This window comes from Kineococcus sp. AC630 (assembly GCF_979255925.1).
On the sequence record NZ_CEEDMJ010000002.1, the window covers coordinates 37,686 to 54,185 of the forward strand.

Genomic DNA, 16,500 nt, shown 5'->3' on the forward strand with positions numbered 1-16,500 from the left:
CTCAGCGGTAGTTGACGAACTGGAGGGCGACGTCGAGGTCGGAACCCTTGAGCAGCGCGATGACCGCCTGCAGGTCGTCGCGGTCCTTGGAGCTGACCCGCATCTCGTCGCCGGTGATCTGCGACTTCACGCCCTTGGGGCCCTCGTCGCGGATGATCTTGCCGATCTTCTTGGCGACGTCCTGGGCGAGGCCCTCCTTGAGCTCCGCGGTGATCCGGTACTCCTTGCCCGAGGGGACCGGGTCGGAGGTGTCCAGCGCCTTCAGCGACACGCCGCGCTTGATGAGCTTGGTCTGCAGCACGTCCAGGACGGCGTTCACGCGGTCCTGGGAGTTGGCGACCATGAGGATCGACTCCCCGCTCCACCGGACGTCGGCGCCGACACCCTTGAAGTCGTAGCGCTGGGCGATCTCCTTGGCGGCCTGGTTGAGGGCGTTGTCGACCTCCTGGCGGTCGATCTTGCTGACGACGTCGAACGACGACTCGCTGGCCACGCGGGGTTCCTCCTGGGGTTCGTGGGGGGCTCGGTTTCCGAGCACCGCTCATGTCTTGCTATCGTCTCACCGTCGCCAGCTCGCTGGTGGCACTGGCGGGTTGCCCGAGTGGCCAAAGGGAGCGGATTGTAAATCCGCCGGCGTAGCCTACGTTGGTTCGAATCCATCACCCGCCACGTCGCGAGTCCGCGACCCGGTGCCGGTCCCCGGCACCGGGTCGCGTCATGTAGGGTCGTCACCGGCCGTACACGCGGCAGCACAACCAGTTTGGCCCCGGTAGCTCAGTGGTAGAGCACTTCCTTGGTAAGGAAGAGGTCTCGAGTTCAATCCTCGATCGGGGCTCGCAACCGGCGGCTGGGCCCGCCGGACGCGGCGGGGTAGCTCAGTTGGTAGAGCAAGCGGCTCATAATCGCTGTGTCGCCGGTTCAAGTCCGGCCCTCGCTACAGCGCACGACACGTACCGAGCGGCCGCCCCCCGTGGGCGGCCGCTCGTCGCGCGTTCGGGCGCTTGCCGCACGTCGCGTACCCTGGTGGGGATCGGCGGAGCGCGCGCCCGCCCGTACGTCCGCAGTACGACGAACCTTGTCGTACGACGAATCCCGAGGAAGAGGCACCCGCCGTGGCCAAGACCACCGACGTCCGCCCGAAGATCACCATGGCTTGCACCGAGTGCAAGGAGCGGAACTACATCACCAAGAAGAACCGCCGCAACGACCCAGACCGCCTGGACCTGGCCAAGTTCTGCCCGCGCTGCGGCAAGAAGACCACGCACCGCGAAACCCGCTGACACCAGCACGTCCGTTCCGGATCGGGGAGCACGCACCTGTGACGACCGTCAACGTCGACGAGTCCTTCGCGGGGCGTGTCTACCCGGCCTCCGGGACCACCATGGTGAGCGCCGACACGGTCCGGGCCTTCGCCCGGGCCGTGCGGGCCGCCCACCCGGTCCACCACGACACGGCGGCCGCCCGCGAACTCGGCTACGCCGACGTCGTCGCCCCGCCGACCTTCGCGGTCACGCTGGCCCAGGTCGCGGAGAAGCAGTTCGTGGCCGACCCGGCCGCGGGCATCGACTTCTCCCGCGTCGTCCACGGCGAGGAGCAGTTCCGCCACCACGCCCCCATCGTGGCCGGTGACGAACTCACCGCCGAGGTGCACGTGGACCGCGTCCGCGTGGTGCGCGGCAACGCGATGATCACCACCCGCACCGAACTCGCCCGCACCGACGGCACCCCCGTCACGACGGTGACGTCGATGCTGGTCGTCCGCGCGGAGGAGACGGCGTGAACTTCGAGGACACCGAGGTCGGTACCGAACTCCCCGCCGCCCGCTACGAGCTCTCCCGCGAGGACCTGCGCGCCTACGCCGAGGCCTCCGGGGACCACAACCCGATCCACCTCGACGAGGCGACCGCGACGTCCGTCGGCCTGCCCGACGTCATCGCCCACGGGATGCTGACCATGGGCCTGGCCGGTTCCGTCGTGGCCGACTGGGCCGGGGACCCGACTGCCGTGGTCTCCTTCGGCACGAGGTTCACCGCCCCCGTCGTCGTGCCCTCCGGTGAGCCGGCCGTCGTCGAGGTCGCCGGCACGGTGCTCACGCGCGACGAGTCCGCCCGCACGGTCGAGGTCGACCTCACCGTGACCCACGCGGGGACGAAGGTCCTCGGGCGCGCCCGGGCTGTCGTCCGCCTGCCGTGAGCACCCCCTCGCCCGCAGCCCTGCGTGCGAGGACGGCCGTGTACGCGGCCTTCGTCCTCAACGGCTTCTTCATGTCGACGTGGGTCGCCCGGATCCCCTCCGTCCGCGACACCCTGGGCCTGTCCAACGGCGGGATGAGCCTGCTGCTGCTCGCCTTCTCGCTCGGTTCCGTCCTCGCCATGCCGATCGCGGGTGCGGTCGTGCTGCGCTTCGGGCGGGCCCGCACCGTCCTCGGCGGCTCCGTCGTCGTGGCCCTCGGCCTGCTCGTGGTCTCCGTCTCCGTGGACGGCTTCGGCTCCGTGCCCCCGACCGCGCTGGGGTTGTTCGCCGCCGGCGCGGGCGTCGCCTCCTGGGACGTCGCGATGAACGTCGAGGGGTCGGCCGTCGAGCGCCGCCTGGACCGCGCCATCATGTCCCGCTTCCACGCAGCCTGGAGCCTCGGCAGCGTGGCCTCCGCCGGGATCTCCGTCCTGCTGCTGAAGGTCGGGGTGCCGACCTGGGCGCACCTCTGCGCCGTCGGGGTCCTCGTCGTGCTGGGGACGACGGTCCTGACCCGGTCCTTCCTCGGCGAGGCCGCCCCGGCGGCCGCCGGGGAGCAGCCGCGGGCGGGGATCTCGCTGGGGCAGGCGTGGCACGAACCGCGCACCCTGCTCATCGGTGTCCTGGTGCTCTGCATGGCCTTCGTCGAGGGCACCGCCAACGACTGGCTGGCGCTCGGCCTCATCGACGGTCACGACGTCTCGCACTCGGCGGGCGTCGCCGGGTTCACCGTCTTCGTCGTCGCGATGACCTGCGGGCGCCTCGTCGGGCCGGTCGCCCTGCAGCGCCTCGGCCGGGTGCCGGCCCTGCGGCTCAGCGCGGGCGTCGCCGCCGTGGGCGTCGGCGTCTTCGTCCTCGCCCCGAACGTCACGGTGGCCGTGGTGGGTGCGCTGCTCTGGGGCCTGGGCGCCGCGCTCGGGTTCCCGACCGGGATGAGCGCCGCCGGTGACGAGGAGGCCAACGCGGCCGTCCGCGTCAGCGTCGTCTCCTCCGTCGGGTACACCGCCTTCCTCGCGGGCCCGCCGCTGGTGGGTCTGCTCGCCGACCACACCGGGGTCGTCCACGCCGTGACGGCGGCCGCGGTGGCCTCGGTCGTCGCGCTCTTCGTCGCCGCTGCGGCCCGCCCGCACGCCGACGGGGTCGCCCTCGGCGCGGGCGGCGCGACCGCGGAGGGCAAGCTGTCCTCGTGACCCACCTGCTCGCCGACCTGACCACCCTGCACGTGGGGGGACCCGCCCGGAAGCTCGTCGAGGCCCGCACCGACGCGGAGGTCGTCGAGGCCGTCGCTGCGGCGGACGCCGCGGGGGAGCCCCTGCTGCTGGTCGCCGGCGGGTCGAACCTGCTCGTCGCGGACGCGGGGTTCGACGGCACCGTCGTGCACGTCGCGACGCAGGGCGTCAGCGTCGCCAGCGAGGACGCCTGCGGTGGCGGCGTCGTGACGGTCGCCGCCGGCCACTCCTTCGACGCCTTCGTCGCGACCGCGGTCCAGCGCGGGTGGGCGGGGGTCGAGGCGTTGTCCGGCATCCCCGGGTCCGTCGGCGCGACGCCTGTGCAGAACGTCGGGGCGTACGGCCAGGACGTGGCGCAGACCATCGAGACCGTCCGGACCTGGGACCGGGTCGAACGCCGGCAGCGCACGTTCGTGGCCGCCGAGCTGGGGTTCGGCTACCGCACGTCCCTGCTCAAGCGGTCGAGGGTCGCGCTGAACGGGACGCACCCCGAGAGCCGCTACGTGGTCCTCGACGTGACGTTCCAGTTCCCCCTCCGGGCGGCCGCCTCCGAGGTCGCCTACCCCGAACTCGCGCGCCGGCTCGGGGTCGAGGTCGGCGCCCGGGTGTCCTCGGCCGCGGTCCGCGCGGCGGTGCTCGAACTCCGCGCCGGCAAGGGGATGGTCTGGGACCCGGCCGACCGCAGCGACCACGACACCTGGAGCGCCGGGTCCTTCTTCACCAACCCGCTGCTGCGCCCCGACCAGGCCGACGCGCTGCCCGCCGACGCCCCGCGCTTCCCGGGGGGCGACGGGCTGGTGAAGACCTCGGCCGCGTGGCTCATCGACCACGCCGGGTTCGGCAAGGGCTTCGGCGCCCCCGGCCCCGCGACGCTGTCGACCAAGCACACCCTGGCGATCACCAACCGGGGTGAGGCGACCGCGGCCGACCTGCTGGCGCTGGCCCGGACGGTCACCGACGGGGTCGAGGCCCGCTTCGGGATCCGCCTGGTCAACGAACCCGTCCTGGTGGGCACCTCGCTCTGAGTCGCGTCCAGACCATCGGCGTGGCCCGGAACGACTTCTCCTACTGAGCCTTCACCCGACCCGGGGGCTTCGGCCCCGGAGGACCGGAGCGACCCCGGCCGACGCTGACCAGCGCGGCGCGCACGACGTCGAGCGCCTGCTCCGGGCTCAACCCCGACCCCAGGGCCCGTTCGACGAACCCCTCCGCCGCCCAGCGGACGTCCTCCTCGACGGTGACCTGCGCCGCGACGACCGTCCCCGTCCGTCGTCGTGACGTGACGGTCCCGGCCGCCTCGAGCTCGCGGTAGGCACGTTGGACGGTGCCGACCGCGAGGCCCAGGTCCGCGGCGAACGTCCGCGCTGCGGGGAGGCGGTCGCCCTCGCGCAGGGCGCCGGTCGTGGCGAGGGTGGTGATCTGCCCGCGGATCTGCTCGTAGGCCGGCACGGGGGAGTGGGTGTCGACGGTGACGTTCACCGCGTTCCCACGACCGGGACCGGCGTCGCAGCAGGCAGTCGCAGACCGCGGGCCGGGATGACCAGTGTGACGAGACCCAGCAGCACCAGGACGAAGCCGGTGGTCACCGTCGCGCCGTCGAACGCCACGAGCGGGCCGTCGAACCGGACGCCGGCGGCCGTGGCCCCAGACCCGTACTGCAGGACGAAGCCGTGCCAGAGCACGACGAGCACCCCGGCCGTCCCGAGCAGGGCGGACCCGGTGACGCGCAGGACGCGGTGTCCGGAGGCCCGCCGCAGGGCGGCGTCGACCTCGGGCTGTGCGCACGGGACCGCTGGACGGTCGGGGATCCGCAGCAGCACCAGCAGCGTCGCCCAGCTTGCGACCAGAGCCGCTGCCAGCACCGGGAAGGCGATGGCGCCACCGGGGAACTGTCCGTAGGTGGCCGAGTAGTTCCAGGTCCGCCACACGTACTGGTCGGTCCAGGGGCCGGCGACGACGATCCCGCCCACGCAGGTGGCGAGGAGGAGCAACCCCCCGAGGGCTGCCGCCCCGGCCAGGACGGGCGGGGTGCTCTGGCGCACGGACCGTGCGGTGACGCCTGCGCTGCGCACGCGACCGGTCGGCCGCGGCCAGCGCACTTCCCCGGTGAGGGCGATCGCGGCGTGCAAGGCGGCTCCCGCCAGGGGCGCGGCGAGGACCGGGCCAGGATCGCTCCCGGCGAAGCCGGCGGCTACCAGCAGGGTGACCAGGACCAGGCCGGCCAGCACCCCACCCGCCGACCAGCGCAGCCCGCGGGACCTCGCAGTGGCCACCGGGAGTGGCAGTGCGCTCGAACGGGCGTTGCCCTGGGCCCGGACAAGGGCGACGAGCATCCCGCAGAGGACGAGCACGAGCGGTACCAGGACGAGCAGACGACCGGACACGAGGCCTCCAGGGCACAATGAGTCAACTCATTGAGTCAATCACATCCGGGAGCGGTTGTGCAGCCGTTTCGGAAGGGGCCTCCATCCAGTCGTCCACCTCCGCGTGCAGGGCCCGCTTCACCTCCGCCGGGGCCCGCGAGGCGCTGATCGACGCCTTCGCGAGCCCGGCCAGCCCCTCGTCGTCGAACCCGTGGTCCTCCCGCGCGCTGCGGTACTGGGCGGCCAGGCGGGGCCCGAACAGCAACGGGTCGTCGGCCCCGAGCGCCACCGTGGCTCCCGCGGACACCAGCTGCCGCAACGGAACCCGCTCGAGGTCGGGGTAGACCCCGAGGGAGACGTTGCTCGTCGGGCAGACCTCCAGGGCCACCCCGGCCGCGATGACCCGGTCCAGCACCGCCGGGTCCTCGCCGCTGCGGACGCCGTGGCCGAGCCGGTCCGGCTTCAGCTCCCGCAGGGTCTGCGCGACGTGGTCGGGGCCCAACAGCTCCCCTGAGTGCGGGACGCAGGCGAGCCCGGCGCCCCGCGCGATGTCGAAGGCCCCGGCGAACTCCGAGGTGTCCCCCCGGCGTTCGTCGTTGGACAGCCCGAACCCGACGACCGTGCCCGGCCCGTCGCCGGCGTGGCGGGCGGCCAGCCGGGCCAACGTCCGCGCGTCCAGCGGGTGGCGGATCCGGCTCGCGGCGACGACGACGGCCACCGCGGTCCCGGTCAGCGCGGTCGCCTCGCGGGCGGCCTCGAGGACGATCTCCAGCGCCGGGGTGATCCCGCCGACGTGCACGGCGTAGGAGGTCGGGTCCACCTGCAGCTCCAGCCACCGCGACCCCTCGGCCGCGTCGTCGGCAGCGGCCTCCAGCACGATCCGGCGCATGTCGTCCGCGGTCCGGACGCAGGCGCGGGCGGCGTCGTAGAGCCGTTGGAAGCGGAACCAGCCACGCTCGTCGGGGGAGAGGGTGATCATCGAGGACGAGCTCAGCTGGGTGGGCAGCCGGATCCGGTGGCGCTCGGCCAGGTCGAGCAGGGTCTGGGGGCGCATCGACCCCGTGAAGTGCAGGTGCAGGTGCGCCTTGGGCAGGGACTCGACCGTGCGTGTCACGCTCCGTGAGTCTGCCAGGACGAACCGCCATCCGTCCTGGTCAGGGGGCCCTCACGGTGGTGGCAGCAGTCCGCGCTGGATCGCGACCGTCACGGCGTGGGTGCGGTCGGCCACGCCGAGCTTCGCGAACGTCCGCAGCAGGTGCGTCTTGACCGTCGCCTCTCCGATGAAGAGCTCCCGGCCGATCTCGGCGTTCGTCGACCCGCGCGACACCGAGCCCAGGACCTGCAGCTCCCGCGGGGTCAGCGACTCCTGGACGGGTCCCCGCAGGCGCGCCTCCAACTTCGCCGCGACCGGCGGGGCCAGCACGGTCTCACCCCGCGACGCAGCGCGGACGGCGTCGACGAGCTGGGCCAGCGGGGTGTCCTTGAGCAGGTAGCCGGTCGCCCCGGCCTCGACGGCCCGGACGATGTCGGCGTCGGTCTCGTACGTCGTCAGCACGAGCACGTGGACCTCCGGGTGGGCGCGCCGGATCTCCTCCGTGGCCGTGGCACCGTCCACGACGGGCATCCGCAGGTCCATCAGCACGACGTCCGGCCGAAGCCTCGCCACGGCCTCCAGGGCTTCCCGACCGTTCGCGGCGCCGCCGACGACCTCGAGGTCGTCGGCCGTCGCGAGCAGCCCCTCGATACCCCCGCGCACGACGGGGTGGTCGTCGACCACGAGCACCCGCACCGACCTCACGCCGGGACCTCCGCCGGCACGGCGACCAGCAACCGGGTACCGCCACCGGGTTCGCCGACGACCTCGAACACCCCGCCGGCCTCCTCGACCCGGCGTCGCATGCCGGCGAGGCCGAAACCGGTCGCGGCGACCACGTCCTGCTCGGTGATCCCCACTCCGTCGTCGTGCACCTCCAGCGTGGCCGTCCCGTCCGCGCTGACGAGGCGCACCTGGACCCTGCGCGCCCCGGCGTGCTTGCGCACGTTGCCCAGCGCCTCCTGCGCGGCCCGCAGCAGCACGACCTGGCGGCCCGCGGACAACCCCCGGAGGTCCTCCGCCACGACCACGTCCACGGCCACACCGCTCTCCCGCGACACCCGCTCGGCGAGACGGTGCAGCGCCTCGGCCAGCGTCGTGCCCTCCAGGTCGACCGGGCTCATCGCCGCCACCAGGGTCCGGGCCTCCGCCAGCCCCGCCCGTGCGGAACCCTCGATCAGTTCCAGCTGCGCACGGGTCGGGCCCGGCGGAGCGGTCGCGGCGGCCGACTGGGCCAGCAGCACGATGCCGGTGAACCCCTGGGCGAGGGTGTCGTGGATGTCGGCGGCCAGCCGGGCACGCTCGGCGGCGACCCCCGCCGCGTGGTGCGCCGCAGCCAGTTCCACCCGGGTGTTCTCGAGCTCGGTGATGAGCGCTGCCCGTTCCTCGCTCTGCGAGACGACCTGCCAGATCCAGATCCCGAGGACGCACGTGAAGGCGGTGCTGACGAGCATCGACACCGCGATGTCGACCGTGCGCGCCGAGTCGCCGTAGCCCACCGTCATCCCGGTCAGGCCGGCCAGTGCGACAGCCACCGTCCACAGCGTGCCCTCGCGGCGGGAGCCGGTGAGGAACCAGGTCTGCGGGAAGGCGACGAAGAGCAGGAAGCTCAGCGTCGGGGCGCCGGTCAGGGCGACGGTGAGACCCACGGCCAGCACGGCGAGGTAGATCCGCGAGCGCCGGTCCCGCACGCGGGCCGCCCGGGGCCCGAGCAGCACGTACGTCAGCGCGACGACCCCCACCGCGACGGCGGCGCGGAGCCGGTGCGCGTCGTCGCCGATCAGCAGCACCAGGGCGGCGATGACCACGAACAGGCCGAAGGCGGCGTGCCAGCCGGGCACGCTGCGCACCCACCACGAGGTGGTCGCGGGGTTCCTGCTCACCGACCAGCGCTCCTGAGGTGTCCCACCCGGTCATCGTGCCCGCTCACCGGTCCTTGCGGGTCCAGCGGAAGGACCGCAGGCAGAGGAGCAGGCCCAGCACGACCCAGGCGGCCATGATCAGCGCTCCCGTGCCCAGTTCCCAGCTCCCGCCCGGTTCCGCCGCTGCGGCGCTCTCCGGCAGCAGTGCCGCCCGCAGGCCCTGGGCCATCCACTTCAGCGGGAAGACCTCCGCGACGGCGAGCATCCAGCCCGGCAGGGACGCGAGCGTGAAGAACACCCCCGAGAAGAACTGCAGGACGATGACCACGGGGGCCGTCACCGCGGTCGCGGAGCGCGCCGAGGCCGGGACGGCGGAGAACGCGACCCCCAGCACCGTCCCGGCCACCGTTCCCAGCGCGAACACCCACCCGAAGCGGGCCCAGTGCGTCAGGTCACCCGGCCACGGCACGTCGTAGGCGATCCGGGCGACCAGGAGCAGCAGGACCAGCTGGACGACCGACGTGGCCAGGACCATGCCGACCTTGCCCAGGACGTAGGCCAGCGCGGGGACGGCCATGCCGCGCAACCGCTTCAGGGTCCCGTCGTCGCGTTCGCCGGCGATGCCGACGGCGAGGCTCTGGAAGCTCGTGAGCATGATCCCGGTCGCGACGATCCCGGCCAGGAAGTAGTGCGAGAACGGCGTCCCGTCGGGCAGCCGCTGGGCGCCGAAGATCGACCCGAAGATGACGAGCATGACGATGGGGTAGGCGAAGACGAACGCCATCGCGTCACGTTCCCGGACGAACTGCCGGACCTCCAGACCCGTGCGCGCCAGCGCGATGCGGGCCGTCGAGGGGCGACCCCGCACGCCGGTGCGCGAGCGCTCGCTGGTGGGGGTCTCGGGGCGGCGGACCTCGGGGGCGCTCACCGCCGGACCCCGTCCACGAGGGCCAGGTAGGCGTCCTCCAGCGTGGGCCGGTGGACCTCCAGCCCGGGCAGCTCGCCGTCGACGAGGAGCTCCGGGCGCGCCAGCAGGTGCCGCACCAGGTCGCCGGGCCGGTCGGTGCGCTCGACCCGCGCGGATCCCGACTCGCTCCAGTGCACCGTCGCCCCCAACCGCAACCGTCCGCCGAGGGTGGACGGGGTGGAGGTCTCCACGACCCGGCCGCCCACGACGACGGCGACGCGGTCGGCCAGCGCGGCGGCCTCGTCGAGGTAGTGGGTGGTCAGCAGGATCGTCGTGCCCTCGGCCTGCACACCGCGGACGAGGTCCCAGAAGTGCCGCCGCGCCTCGGGGTCGAATCCCGTCGTGGGCTCGTCCAGGAAGAGCAGTTCGGGGCGGCCGAGGATGCCCAGCGCGACGTCGAGCCGTCGGCGCTGTCCGCCGGAGAGGGCTCGAATCCGTTGCCGCGCAGAGCCTTCGAGCCCGACGAGGGCGATGACCTCGTCGGGGTCGCGGGCGTCGAGGTGGTAGAGGGCGAAGTGGTGCACGGCCTCGCGCACCGAGAGGTCGGCGGCGTCGGTCGCCTCCTGCAGGACGATGCCGAGCCGTGCCCGCCAGGCGAGGCCGGCCGTGGCCGGGTCCTCGCCGAGGACGTCGACCTCACCGCCGTCGCGCGAGCGGTGCCCCTCGAGGACCTCGACGGTGCTCGTCTTGCCGGCTCCGTTCGGGCCGAGCAGGGCCACGCACTCGCCGGGATCGACGTCGAGGTCGATCCCGGCGAGGGCGAGCGTGCCGTTGGGGTAGCGCTTGGTGAGTCCGCGGACTCGGACGGCGGGCAGGGGGTTCACCCCCCGAGGGTGACGGCTCGAGCGCCCCCCGCGGGTCCACCGGACGGTGTACCCGCGCTCAGCGCACCTCGGCGAGGAGGGCCTGGATGCGCTCGACCCCGGTCACCAGGTCGGCGTCGGCGAGGGCGTAGGACAGGCGCAGGAAGCCGCTCGGACCGAACGCCTCGCCCGGGACGACGGCCACCTCGGCCTCGCTGAGGATGAGTTCGGCCAGCACGGCGGACGAGGTGATCTCGGTGCCCCGCAACGTCTTCCCGATCAGGTCCTCGACGCTGGGGTAGGCGTAGAACGCGCCCTGCGGCAGGGGGCAGCGCACGCCCTCGATCGCGTCGAGCATCCGCACCATCGTCGTGCGACGTCGGTCGAAGGCCTTCCGCATCGCGGCGACGGCGGTCAGGTCACCGGTGAGCGCCTGGACGGCCGCGCGCTGCGACACGTTCGCGACGTTGGAGGACAGGTGCGACTGCAGGTTCGCCGCACCCTTGACCACGTCGGGCGGCCCGATCAGCCAGCCCACGCGCCAGCCCGTCATGGCGTAGGTCTTCGCGACCCCGTTGACGACGATGCAGGTGTCGGCGAGCTCGGGGACCTCCACGGGCATCGAGGCGGCGCGCACGCCGTCGTAGACGAGGTGCTCGTAGATCTCGTCGCTGATGACCCAGACGCCGTGCTCCAGGGCCCAGTGACCGATCGCGCGGACCTCCTCGGGGGAGTAGACCGCGCCGGTCGGGTTCGAGGGGGAGCAGAACAGCAGCGCCTTGGTGCGGGGCGTGCGGGCCGCCTCGAGCTGGTCGACGGTCACCTTGTAGCCCTGCTCCAGGCCGGCGAAGACCTCCACGGCGACCCCGCCGGCGAGGCGCGCGGCCTCGGGGTAGGTCGTCCAGTACGGCGCCGGCAGCAGCAGCTCGTCACCCGGGTCGAGGATCGCGGCGAAGGCCTCGTAGACGGCCTGCTTGCCACCGTTGGTGACCAGGACCTGGGCGGGGGAGACCTGGTAGCCGGAGTCGCGCGCCGTCTTGGCCGCGATCGCCTCCCGCAGGACGGGCAGCCCGCCGGCGGGGGTGTAGCGGTGGTTGGCCGGGTCGGTGCAGGCCGCGACGGCCGCCTCGACGATGGCCTGCGGGGTCGGGAAGTCCGGCTCGCCCGCACCGAAGCCGATGACCGGGCGACCGGCGGCCTTCAGCGCCTTCGCCTTGGCGTCCACGGCGAGGGTCGCGGACTCGGCGATGCCCGCGATGCGGGCCGAGACGCGGTGGCGCGCACCGGTGGGGGCGGTGCCGGGCGGAGGACTCGTCTGGGCGGTCACGCAGGTCATCCTTCCACCCCTCGGCGTGCGGCCGTGGAGCCTCGGAGCCCGGACGGGTTCGACGGTGAGCCCCGGCGTCACCTATGGTGGTCGTGGCGGTTCTCGAACCGTCGAGGTTTCGCACGCCCTCCGGGGCGGCGCATCCGTTCAGGGCAGTGGCGCAATTGGTAGCGCACCGGTCTCCAAAACCGGCGGTTGTGGGTTCGAGTCCCTCCTGCCCTGCGAGCACCACCCGTGCTCCCGGTCCTCCGGGAGGCACGTCCGTACGTGAGCGACACACGACAGAAGCGGGGCAGCGCGAGGTGAGCCAGACGACGAAGGCCACGGCGGAACCCGCCGAGGCCAAGAAGCGCAACGGTCTCCTGCTGTTCCTGCGTCAGGTCATCGAAGAGCTGCGCAAGGTCGTCTGGCCCACCCGCCGGGACCTGCTGAGCTACACCGGAGTCGTGCTCGTCTTCGTCGTGGTGATGATGCTCTTCGTGTCCGCCCTGGACTACGGCATCGGCAAGCTCGTCCTGCTGGTGTTCGGGTCCTGACGAACGTCAGCGCGCACCAGCCTGGTGCGTTGCGAGTCCCGATCCCGAAGGAAGCAGGTCAGCACGTGTCGGAGCAGTGGGGTCCCTCGGACGACGACAAGTCGGACGAGCAGTACGTCGCGACCCAGACCTACGACGCCGACGACGTCCACGCGGACGCCGAGGCCGACGTGGAAGCCGACGCCGAGCAGGCCGCGGACACCCCCGACGAACCGGTCGCCGACGCGATCGGTGCCGTCGAGGGTGACGAGGGTGACGAGGCCGGCGACCTGAACGCCGAGGTCGAGGACGTCGCGGAACCGGTCGAGGGCGAGTCGCCCGACGGTGCGTCCGTGGACGCCGAGGGCGCAGAGGTCGAGGGCGAGGTCGCCGAAGGTCTCGACGCCGGTGAGGACGAGGTCGACGAGGTCGAGGAGTTCCGCAAGAAGCTCCGTCGTGCACCCGGCGAGTGGTTCGTCATCCACTCCTACGCCGGGTACGAGAACCGCGTGAAGACCAACCTCGAGACCCGCATGACCTCCCTCAACATGGAGGACTACATCTTCCAGGTCGAGGTGCCCATGGAAGAGGTCGTCGAGGTCAAGAACGGCACCCGCAAGAACGTGCGCCGCGTCCGGATCCCCGGCTACGTCCTCGTCCGCATGGACCTGACCGACGAGTCGTGGGGCGCCGTCCGGCACACCCCGGGGGTCACCGGTTTCGTGGGCAACACCCACCAGCCGGTCCCGCTGTCCAACGACGAGATCTTCTCCATGCTCGCGCCGACGTTGCCGTCCAGCGAGAAGGCCGGCGAGAAGAGCGCCGGTGGTGGCGCCGCCGCCCCGACGAAGACCGTCGACTTCGAGGTCGGCGAATCGGTCACCGTCATGGAGGGCCCCTTCGAGACCCTCCCCGCGACGATCTCCGAGATCTCCACCGACCGCGCGAAGCTCACGGTGCTGGTCTCGATCTTCGGCCGCGAGACGCCGGTCGAGTTGAACTTCAACCAGGTCGCCAAGATCTGACGCACCGCTCCTCGCGAGACGCCTCCACCCCGGACCGGGTGGGGGCGTCCCGTTTTGGGGGCCGGGGGAGTCCTCCCGTAGACTGATCGACGGCCACAACACGTCGTCGCCCGAACCGCGGGCACCGAACGGCCGTCACGCATCCGAGGAAGGGATCGCTCATGCCCCCCAAGAAGAAGGTCTCCGGGCTCATCAAGCTCCAGATCAAGGCCGGCCAGGCGACCCCGGCCCCGCCGATCGGGCCCGCGCTCGGTCAGCACGGCGTGAACATCATGGAGTTCTGCAAGGCGTACAACGCGCAGACCGAGTCCCAGCGCGGCAACGTCATCCCGGTCGAGATCACGGTCTACGAGGACCGCTCGTTCACCTTCATCACCAAGACCCCGCCGGCCGCCGAGCTCATCAAGAAGGCTGCGGGCGTGGAGAAGGGCTCCGGTGAGCCCCACGTGAAGAAGGTCGCGAACCTCACCAACGCGCAGGTGCGCTCGATCGCGGAGCAGAAGCTGCAGGACCTCAACGCCAAGGACATCGACATGGCCGCCCGCATCATCGCGGGCACCGCTCGGTCCATGGGCATCACCGTCTCCGACTGAGCTGTCGCACCCGACACTCAGCGGTAGTTCCAGTGGCAGGGCCGCGCGCGGTCCGTTCGACCACGACCCTCAACGATCCAGAGGAGCAGAAGTGAAGCGCAGCAAGGGTTACAAGGCCGCAGCCGAGAAGATCGACTTCGACGAGCTGTACGCACCGCTCGACGCCGTCAAGCTCGCGCGCGAGACGTCGCTGGTGAAGTACGACGCCACCGTCGAGGTCGCGTTCCGCCTCGGTGTGGACCCCCGCAAGGCCGACCAGATGGTCCGCGGCACCGTCAACCTGCCGCACGGCACCGGCAAGACCGCCCGCGTGCTGGTCTTCGCCGTCGGTGACCGCGCCGCGCAGGCCGAGGCCGCCGGCGCCGACATCGTCGGTGGCGACGAGCTCATCGACGAGGTCGCCAAGGGCCGCCTCGACTTCGACGCCGCCGTCGCGACCCCGGACCTCATGGGCAAGGTCGGTCGTCTGGGCAAGGTGCTGGGCCCCCGTGGTCTGATGCCGAACCCGAAGACCGGCACCGTGACCATGGACGTCGCGAAGGCCGTCACGGAGATCAAGGGCGGGAAGATCGAGTTCCGCACCGACAAGCACGCCAACCTGCACTTCGTCATCGGCAAGGCGAGCTTCGACGACACCCAGCTCGTCGAGAACTACTCCGCCGCGCTCGACGAGGTGCTGCGCCTCAAGCCGTCCTCCTCCAAGGGCCGCTACCTGCGCAAGGCCACCATCACCACCACGATGGGCCCGGGCGTGCCGGTCGACCCCGCGCTGACCCGCAACCTCACCGGAGAGGCGACCGTCAACTGACGCGTCGCTGAACCACCCCGCAGGGGCGGGATCCCGTTCCGGGGTCCCGCCCCTGCGTCGTGCGGTCAGGAGCACCCGCCCACGGCGTGTAGTCTTGTCCAGTACCGAAGACCGCCGGTCGCTAACCACACCTCTGGTGCAGAACCTCTGGTGCTGGTAGCTGAAGGCCCCGCAGTGCGGGCGACCTGCGCAGGTGAGCAAGAGCTTCGATCGCGGCCCTGGCGGCCGCCCTCCGACGCCCCGCGCACCTGCGCCGGGGCGTTTCGTGCTTTCGGGGTCGACCGGTTTCCCCCGAGACGAGGAAGGAGGGCACACATGCCGAAGCCCAGGAACATCGCCGCCGTGAAGCAACTCACGGCTCTGTTCCAGGAGTCCAACGCCGCGGTGCTCACCGAGTACCGGGGGTTGTCCGTCGCGCAGCTCACGAACCTGCGGACGGCGCTGGGTCCTGACACGACCTACGCGGTCCTGAAGAACACGCTGACCAGCATCGCCGCGAAGGAGGCCGGAGTCACGGCCTTCGAGGGGCAGCTGTCCGGCCCCTCCGCGATCGCCTTCATCACCGGTGACCCGGTGGAGGCGGCCAAGGGTCTGCGTGACTTCGCCAAGGCCAACCCCCAGCTGATCGTCAAGAGCGGCGTGCTCGACGGCCGCGCGATCAGCGCCGACGACGTCAAGGCCCTGGCCGACCTGGAGTCCCGCGAGGTTCTCCTCTCCAAGGTCGCCGGTGTCCTCAAGGCCACCCAGTCGAAGGCCGCGTCGCTGTTCCAGGCGCCGCTGTCCAAGACCGTCCGCACCGTGGAAGCGTTGCGGGAGAAGCAGGCTGCGGGCGCCCCCGCAGAGGCTGCCGCGGACGAGGCCCCCGTGGCCGAGACCGTGGACGCCTGAGCTCCCAGCTCCCACCCCCTGCCCGCGCAGCGAACCGCGGGACCCACACACTCAGGAAGGACCGCCCTCATGGCGAAGCTCAGCACCGACGAGCTGCTCGACGCGTTCAAGGAACTCACCCTCATCGAGCTCTCCGAGTTCGTGAAGAAGTTCGAGGAGACCTTCGACGTCACCGCCGCCGCCCCCGTGGCGATGGCCGGTGGCCCGGTCGCCGGCGCGCCGGCCGAGGCTGCTGAAGAGCAGTCCGAGTTCGACGTCATCCTCGAGGCCGCTGGTGACAAGAAGATCGGTGTCATCAAGGAGGTCCGCGCGCTGACCTCCCTCGGCCTCAAGGAGGCCAAGGACCTCGTCGACGGCGCCCCCAAGCCCGTCCTCGAGAAGGTCGCCAAGGACGCTGCCGACAAGGCCAAGGCCCAGCTCGAAGCCGCTGGCGCCACCGTCACCCTCAAGTGACCCCCGCCCGGGGCTGACCCGGGTCGCTACGCCCCAGGGGCGGTCGGACCTCGGTCCGGCCGCCCCTGCGGCGTTCCGGACGCTTTCCGGGGCCGGTTCAGGGAGTTGCCCACACGCCCGGGGGGTCGCCTTGACGCAGACGCGTCGGGGGGACATCCTCATCTCGGTCGTCAACACGACCGCCTGCTCGTCCCGACACCGTCGTCGGGGCCGACGTCGCCGTCGGGGAGCTCGCGGTCACCGGCGCGCGGCGCCCGGATCGCCAGATCCGGGGGTTGGACAGTCGTGCCCATCGGGGGTACTCTGCTGTTTTGCGCTGCCCAGAGTCATATAGCCGGTCGT

20 protein-coding genes and 4 tRNA genes are annotated in these 16,500 nt (G+C 72.1%); 15 read left to right on the top strand and 9 right to left on the bottom strand.

What is annotated here, in order from left to right; translation table 11 throughout:
• Position 1: 1 nt before the first annotated feature.
• Positions 2 to 493, bottom strand: a complete 492-nt coding sequence (locus AC0I8G_RS02020; RefSeq protein WP_471728480.1) for a YajQ family cyclic di-GMP-binding protein — start codon at positions 491 to 493, stop codon at positions 2 to 4.
• Between the two features lie 94 nt (positions 494 to 587).
• Here AC0I8G_RS02020 and AC0I8G_RS02025 point away from each other — a divergent pair.
• The 8 genes from AC0I8G_RS02025 to AC0I8G_RS02060 all read left to right on the top strand — a co-directional run bounded on the left by AC0I8G_RS02025 (position 588) and on the right by AC0I8G_RS02060 (position 4,486).
• Positions 588 to 669: transfer RNA gene (locus tag AC0I8G_RS02025), tRNA-Tyr, on the top strand.
• A 94-nt stretch (positions 670 to 763) separates the two neighbouring features.
• A tRNA-Thr gene (locus AC0I8G_RS02030) sits at positions 764 to 835 on the top strand.
• A 29-nt stretch (positions 836 to 864) separates the two neighbouring features.
• A tRNA-Met gene (locus AC0I8G_RS02035) sits at positions 865 to 937 on the top strand.
• Positions 938 to 1,112: 175 nt separating this feature from the next.
• The gene (rpmG, locus tag AC0I8G_RS02040; protein ID WP_012085006.1) at positions 1,113 to 1,280 is read left to right on the top strand and encodes a 50S ribosomal protein L33; all 168 of its coding nucleotides are present in this window, start codon (positions 1,113 to 1,115) and stop codon (positions 1,278 to 1,280) included.
• Between the two features lie 38 nt (positions 1,281 to 1,318).
• Complete coding sequence (locus tag AC0I8G_RS02045) at positions 1,319 to 1,780, top strand: FAS1-like dehydratase domain-containing protein (RefSeq protein ID WP_471728481.1); 462 nt, start codon at positions 1,319 to 1,321, stop codon at positions 1,778 to 1,780.
• Positions 1,777 to 2,193: a MaoC family dehydratase gene (locus AC0I8G_RS02050; protein ID WP_471728482.1), complete on the top strand. Its 417-nt coding sequence runs from the start codon at positions 1,777 to 1,779 to the stop codon at positions 2,191 to 2,193. The genes AC0I8G_RS02045 and AC0I8G_RS02050 overlap by 4 nt, the downstream gene beginning before the upstream one ends.
• Positions 2,190 to 3,422: an MFS transporter gene (locus AC0I8G_RS02055; RefSeq protein ID WP_471728483.1), complete on the top strand. Its 1,233-nt coding sequence runs from the start codon at positions 2,190 to 2,192 to the stop codon at positions 3,420 to 3,422. Before AC0I8G_RS02050 ends, AC0I8G_RS02055 begins: the two co-directional genes overlap by 4 nt.
• Complete coding sequence (locus AC0I8G_RS02060; RefSeq protein WP_471728484.1) at positions 3,419 to 4,486, top strand: UDP-N-acetylmuramate dehydrogenase; 1,068 nt, start codon at positions 3,419 to 3,421, stop codon at positions 4,484 to 4,486. The genes AC0I8G_RS02055 and AC0I8G_RS02060 overlap by 4 nt, the downstream gene beginning before the upstream one ends.
• Before the next feature lie 40 nt (positions 4,487 to 4,526).
• Here AC0I8G_RS02060 and AC0I8G_RS02065 read toward each other — a convergent pair whose 3' ends face one another.
• The 8 genes from AC0I8G_RS02065 to AC0I8G_RS02100 all read right to left on the bottom strand — a co-directional run bounded on the left by AC0I8G_RS02065 (position 4,527) and on the right by AC0I8G_RS02100 (position 11,885).
• Complete coding sequence (locus tag AC0I8G_RS02065; RefSeq protein ID WP_471728485.1) at positions 4,527 to 4,940, bottom strand: GntR family transcriptional regulator; 414 nt, start codon at positions 4,938 to 4,940, stop codon at positions 4,527 to 4,529.
• Positions 4,937 to 5,845, bottom strand: a complete 909-nt coding sequence (locus AC0I8G_RS02070) for a hypothetical protein (protein WP_471728486.1) — start codon at positions 5,843 to 5,845, stop codon at positions 4,937 to 4,939. The genes AC0I8G_RS02065 and AC0I8G_RS02070 overlap by 4 nt, the downstream gene beginning before the upstream one ends.
• A gap of 22 nt (positions 5,846 to 5,867) precedes the next feature.
• On the bottom strand, positions 5,868 to 6,938 hold the full coding sequence (locus tag AC0I8G_RS02075) for an adenosine deaminase (RefSeq protein WP_471728487.1): 1,071 nt from the start codon (positions 6,936 to 6,938) through the stop codon (positions 5,868 to 5,870).
• A gap of 51 nt (positions 6,939 to 6,989) precedes the next feature.
• Positions 6,990 to 7,622, bottom strand: coding sequence for a response regulator (locus AC0I8G_RS02080; protein ID WP_471728488.1), 633 nt, complete (start codon positions 7,620 to 7,622; stop codon positions 6,990 to 6,992).
• Complete coding sequence (locus AC0I8G_RS02085) at positions 7,619 to 8,800, bottom strand: sensor histidine kinase (RefSeq protein WP_471728489.1); 1,182 nt, start codon at positions 8,798 to 8,800, stop codon at positions 7,619 to 7,621. The genes AC0I8G_RS02080 and AC0I8G_RS02085 overlap by 4 nt, the downstream gene beginning before the upstream one ends.
• Positions 8,801 to 8,843: 43 nt before the next feature.
• Positions 8,844 to 9,707: an ABC transporter permease gene (locus tag AC0I8G_RS02090; RefSeq protein ID WP_471728490.1), complete on the bottom strand. Its 864-nt coding sequence runs from the start codon at positions 9,705 to 9,707 to the stop codon at positions 8,844 to 8,846.
• Positions 9,704 to 10,561 carry an ABC transporter ATP-binding protein gene (locus AC0I8G_RS02095; protein WP_471728698.1) on the bottom strand — a complete coding sequence of 286 codons (858 nt, stop codon included), beginning with the start codon at positions 10,559 to 10,561 and terminating at the stop codon, positions 9,704 to 9,706. The genes AC0I8G_RS02090 and AC0I8G_RS02095 overlap by 4 nt, the downstream gene beginning before the upstream one ends.
• Before the next feature lie 67 nt (positions 10,562 to 10,628).
• Positions 10,629 to 11,885 (bottom strand): pyridoxal phosphate-dependent aminotransferase, encoded by a 1,257-nt coding sequence (locus tag AC0I8G_RS02100; protein ID WP_471728491.1) that lies wholly within the window; start codon positions 11,883 to 11,885, stop codon positions 10,629 to 10,631.
• 140 nt (positions 11,886 to 12,025) lie between these two features.
• Here AC0I8G_RS02100 and AC0I8G_RS02105 point away from each other — a divergent pair.
• From AC0I8G_RS02105 to rplL, 7 genes are all read left to right on the top strand, one after another.
• A tRNA-Trp gene (locus tag AC0I8G_RS02105) sits at positions 12,026 to 12,098 on the top strand.
• Between the two features lie 80 nt (positions 12,099 to 12,178).
• The gene (gene secE / locus AC0I8G_RS02110) at positions 12,179 to 12,412 is read left to right on the top strand and encodes a preprotein translocase subunit SecE (protein WP_328294633.1); all 234 of its coding nucleotides are present in this window, start codon (positions 12,179 to 12,181) and stop codon (positions 12,410 to 12,412) included.
• Positions 12,413 to 12,477: 65 nt separating this feature from the next.
• Positions 12,478 to 13,416, top strand: coding sequence for a transcription termination/antitermination protein NusG (gene nusG, locus AC0I8G_RS02115; RefSeq protein ID WP_471728492.1), 939 nt, complete (start codon positions 12,478 to 12,480; stop codon positions 13,414 to 13,416).
• A gap of 161 nt (positions 13,417 to 13,577) precedes the next feature.
• A complete protein-coding gene (gene rplK, locus AC0I8G_RS02120) occupies positions 13,578 to 14,009 on the top strand; it encodes a 50S ribosomal protein L11 (protein ID WP_380259845.1) in 432 nt (143 codons plus the stop codon).
• A 91-nt stretch (positions 14,010 to 14,100) separates the two neighbouring features.
• Complete coding sequence (rplA, locus tag AC0I8G_RS02125) at positions 14,101 to 14,817, top strand: 50S ribosomal protein L1 (protein ID WP_328294636.1); 717 nt, start codon at positions 14,101 to 14,103, stop codon at positions 14,815 to 14,817.
• 315 nt (positions 14,818 to 15,132) lie between these two features.
• Positions 15,133 to 15,705 carry a 50S ribosomal protein L10 gene (rplJ, locus tag AC0I8G_RS02130; RefSeq protein WP_328294637.1) on the top strand — a complete coding sequence of 191 codons (573 nt, stop codon included), beginning with the start codon at positions 15,133 to 15,135 and terminating at the stop codon, positions 15,703 to 15,705.
• Between the two features lie 69 nt (positions 15,706 to 15,774).
• On the top strand, positions 15,775 to 16,158 hold the full coding sequence (gene rplL / locus AC0I8G_RS02135; protein ID WP_471728493.1) for a 50S ribosomal protein L7/L12: 384 nt from the start codon (positions 15,775 to 15,777) through the stop codon (positions 16,156 to 16,158).
• Positions 16,159 to 16,500: the final 342 nt, after the last annotated feature.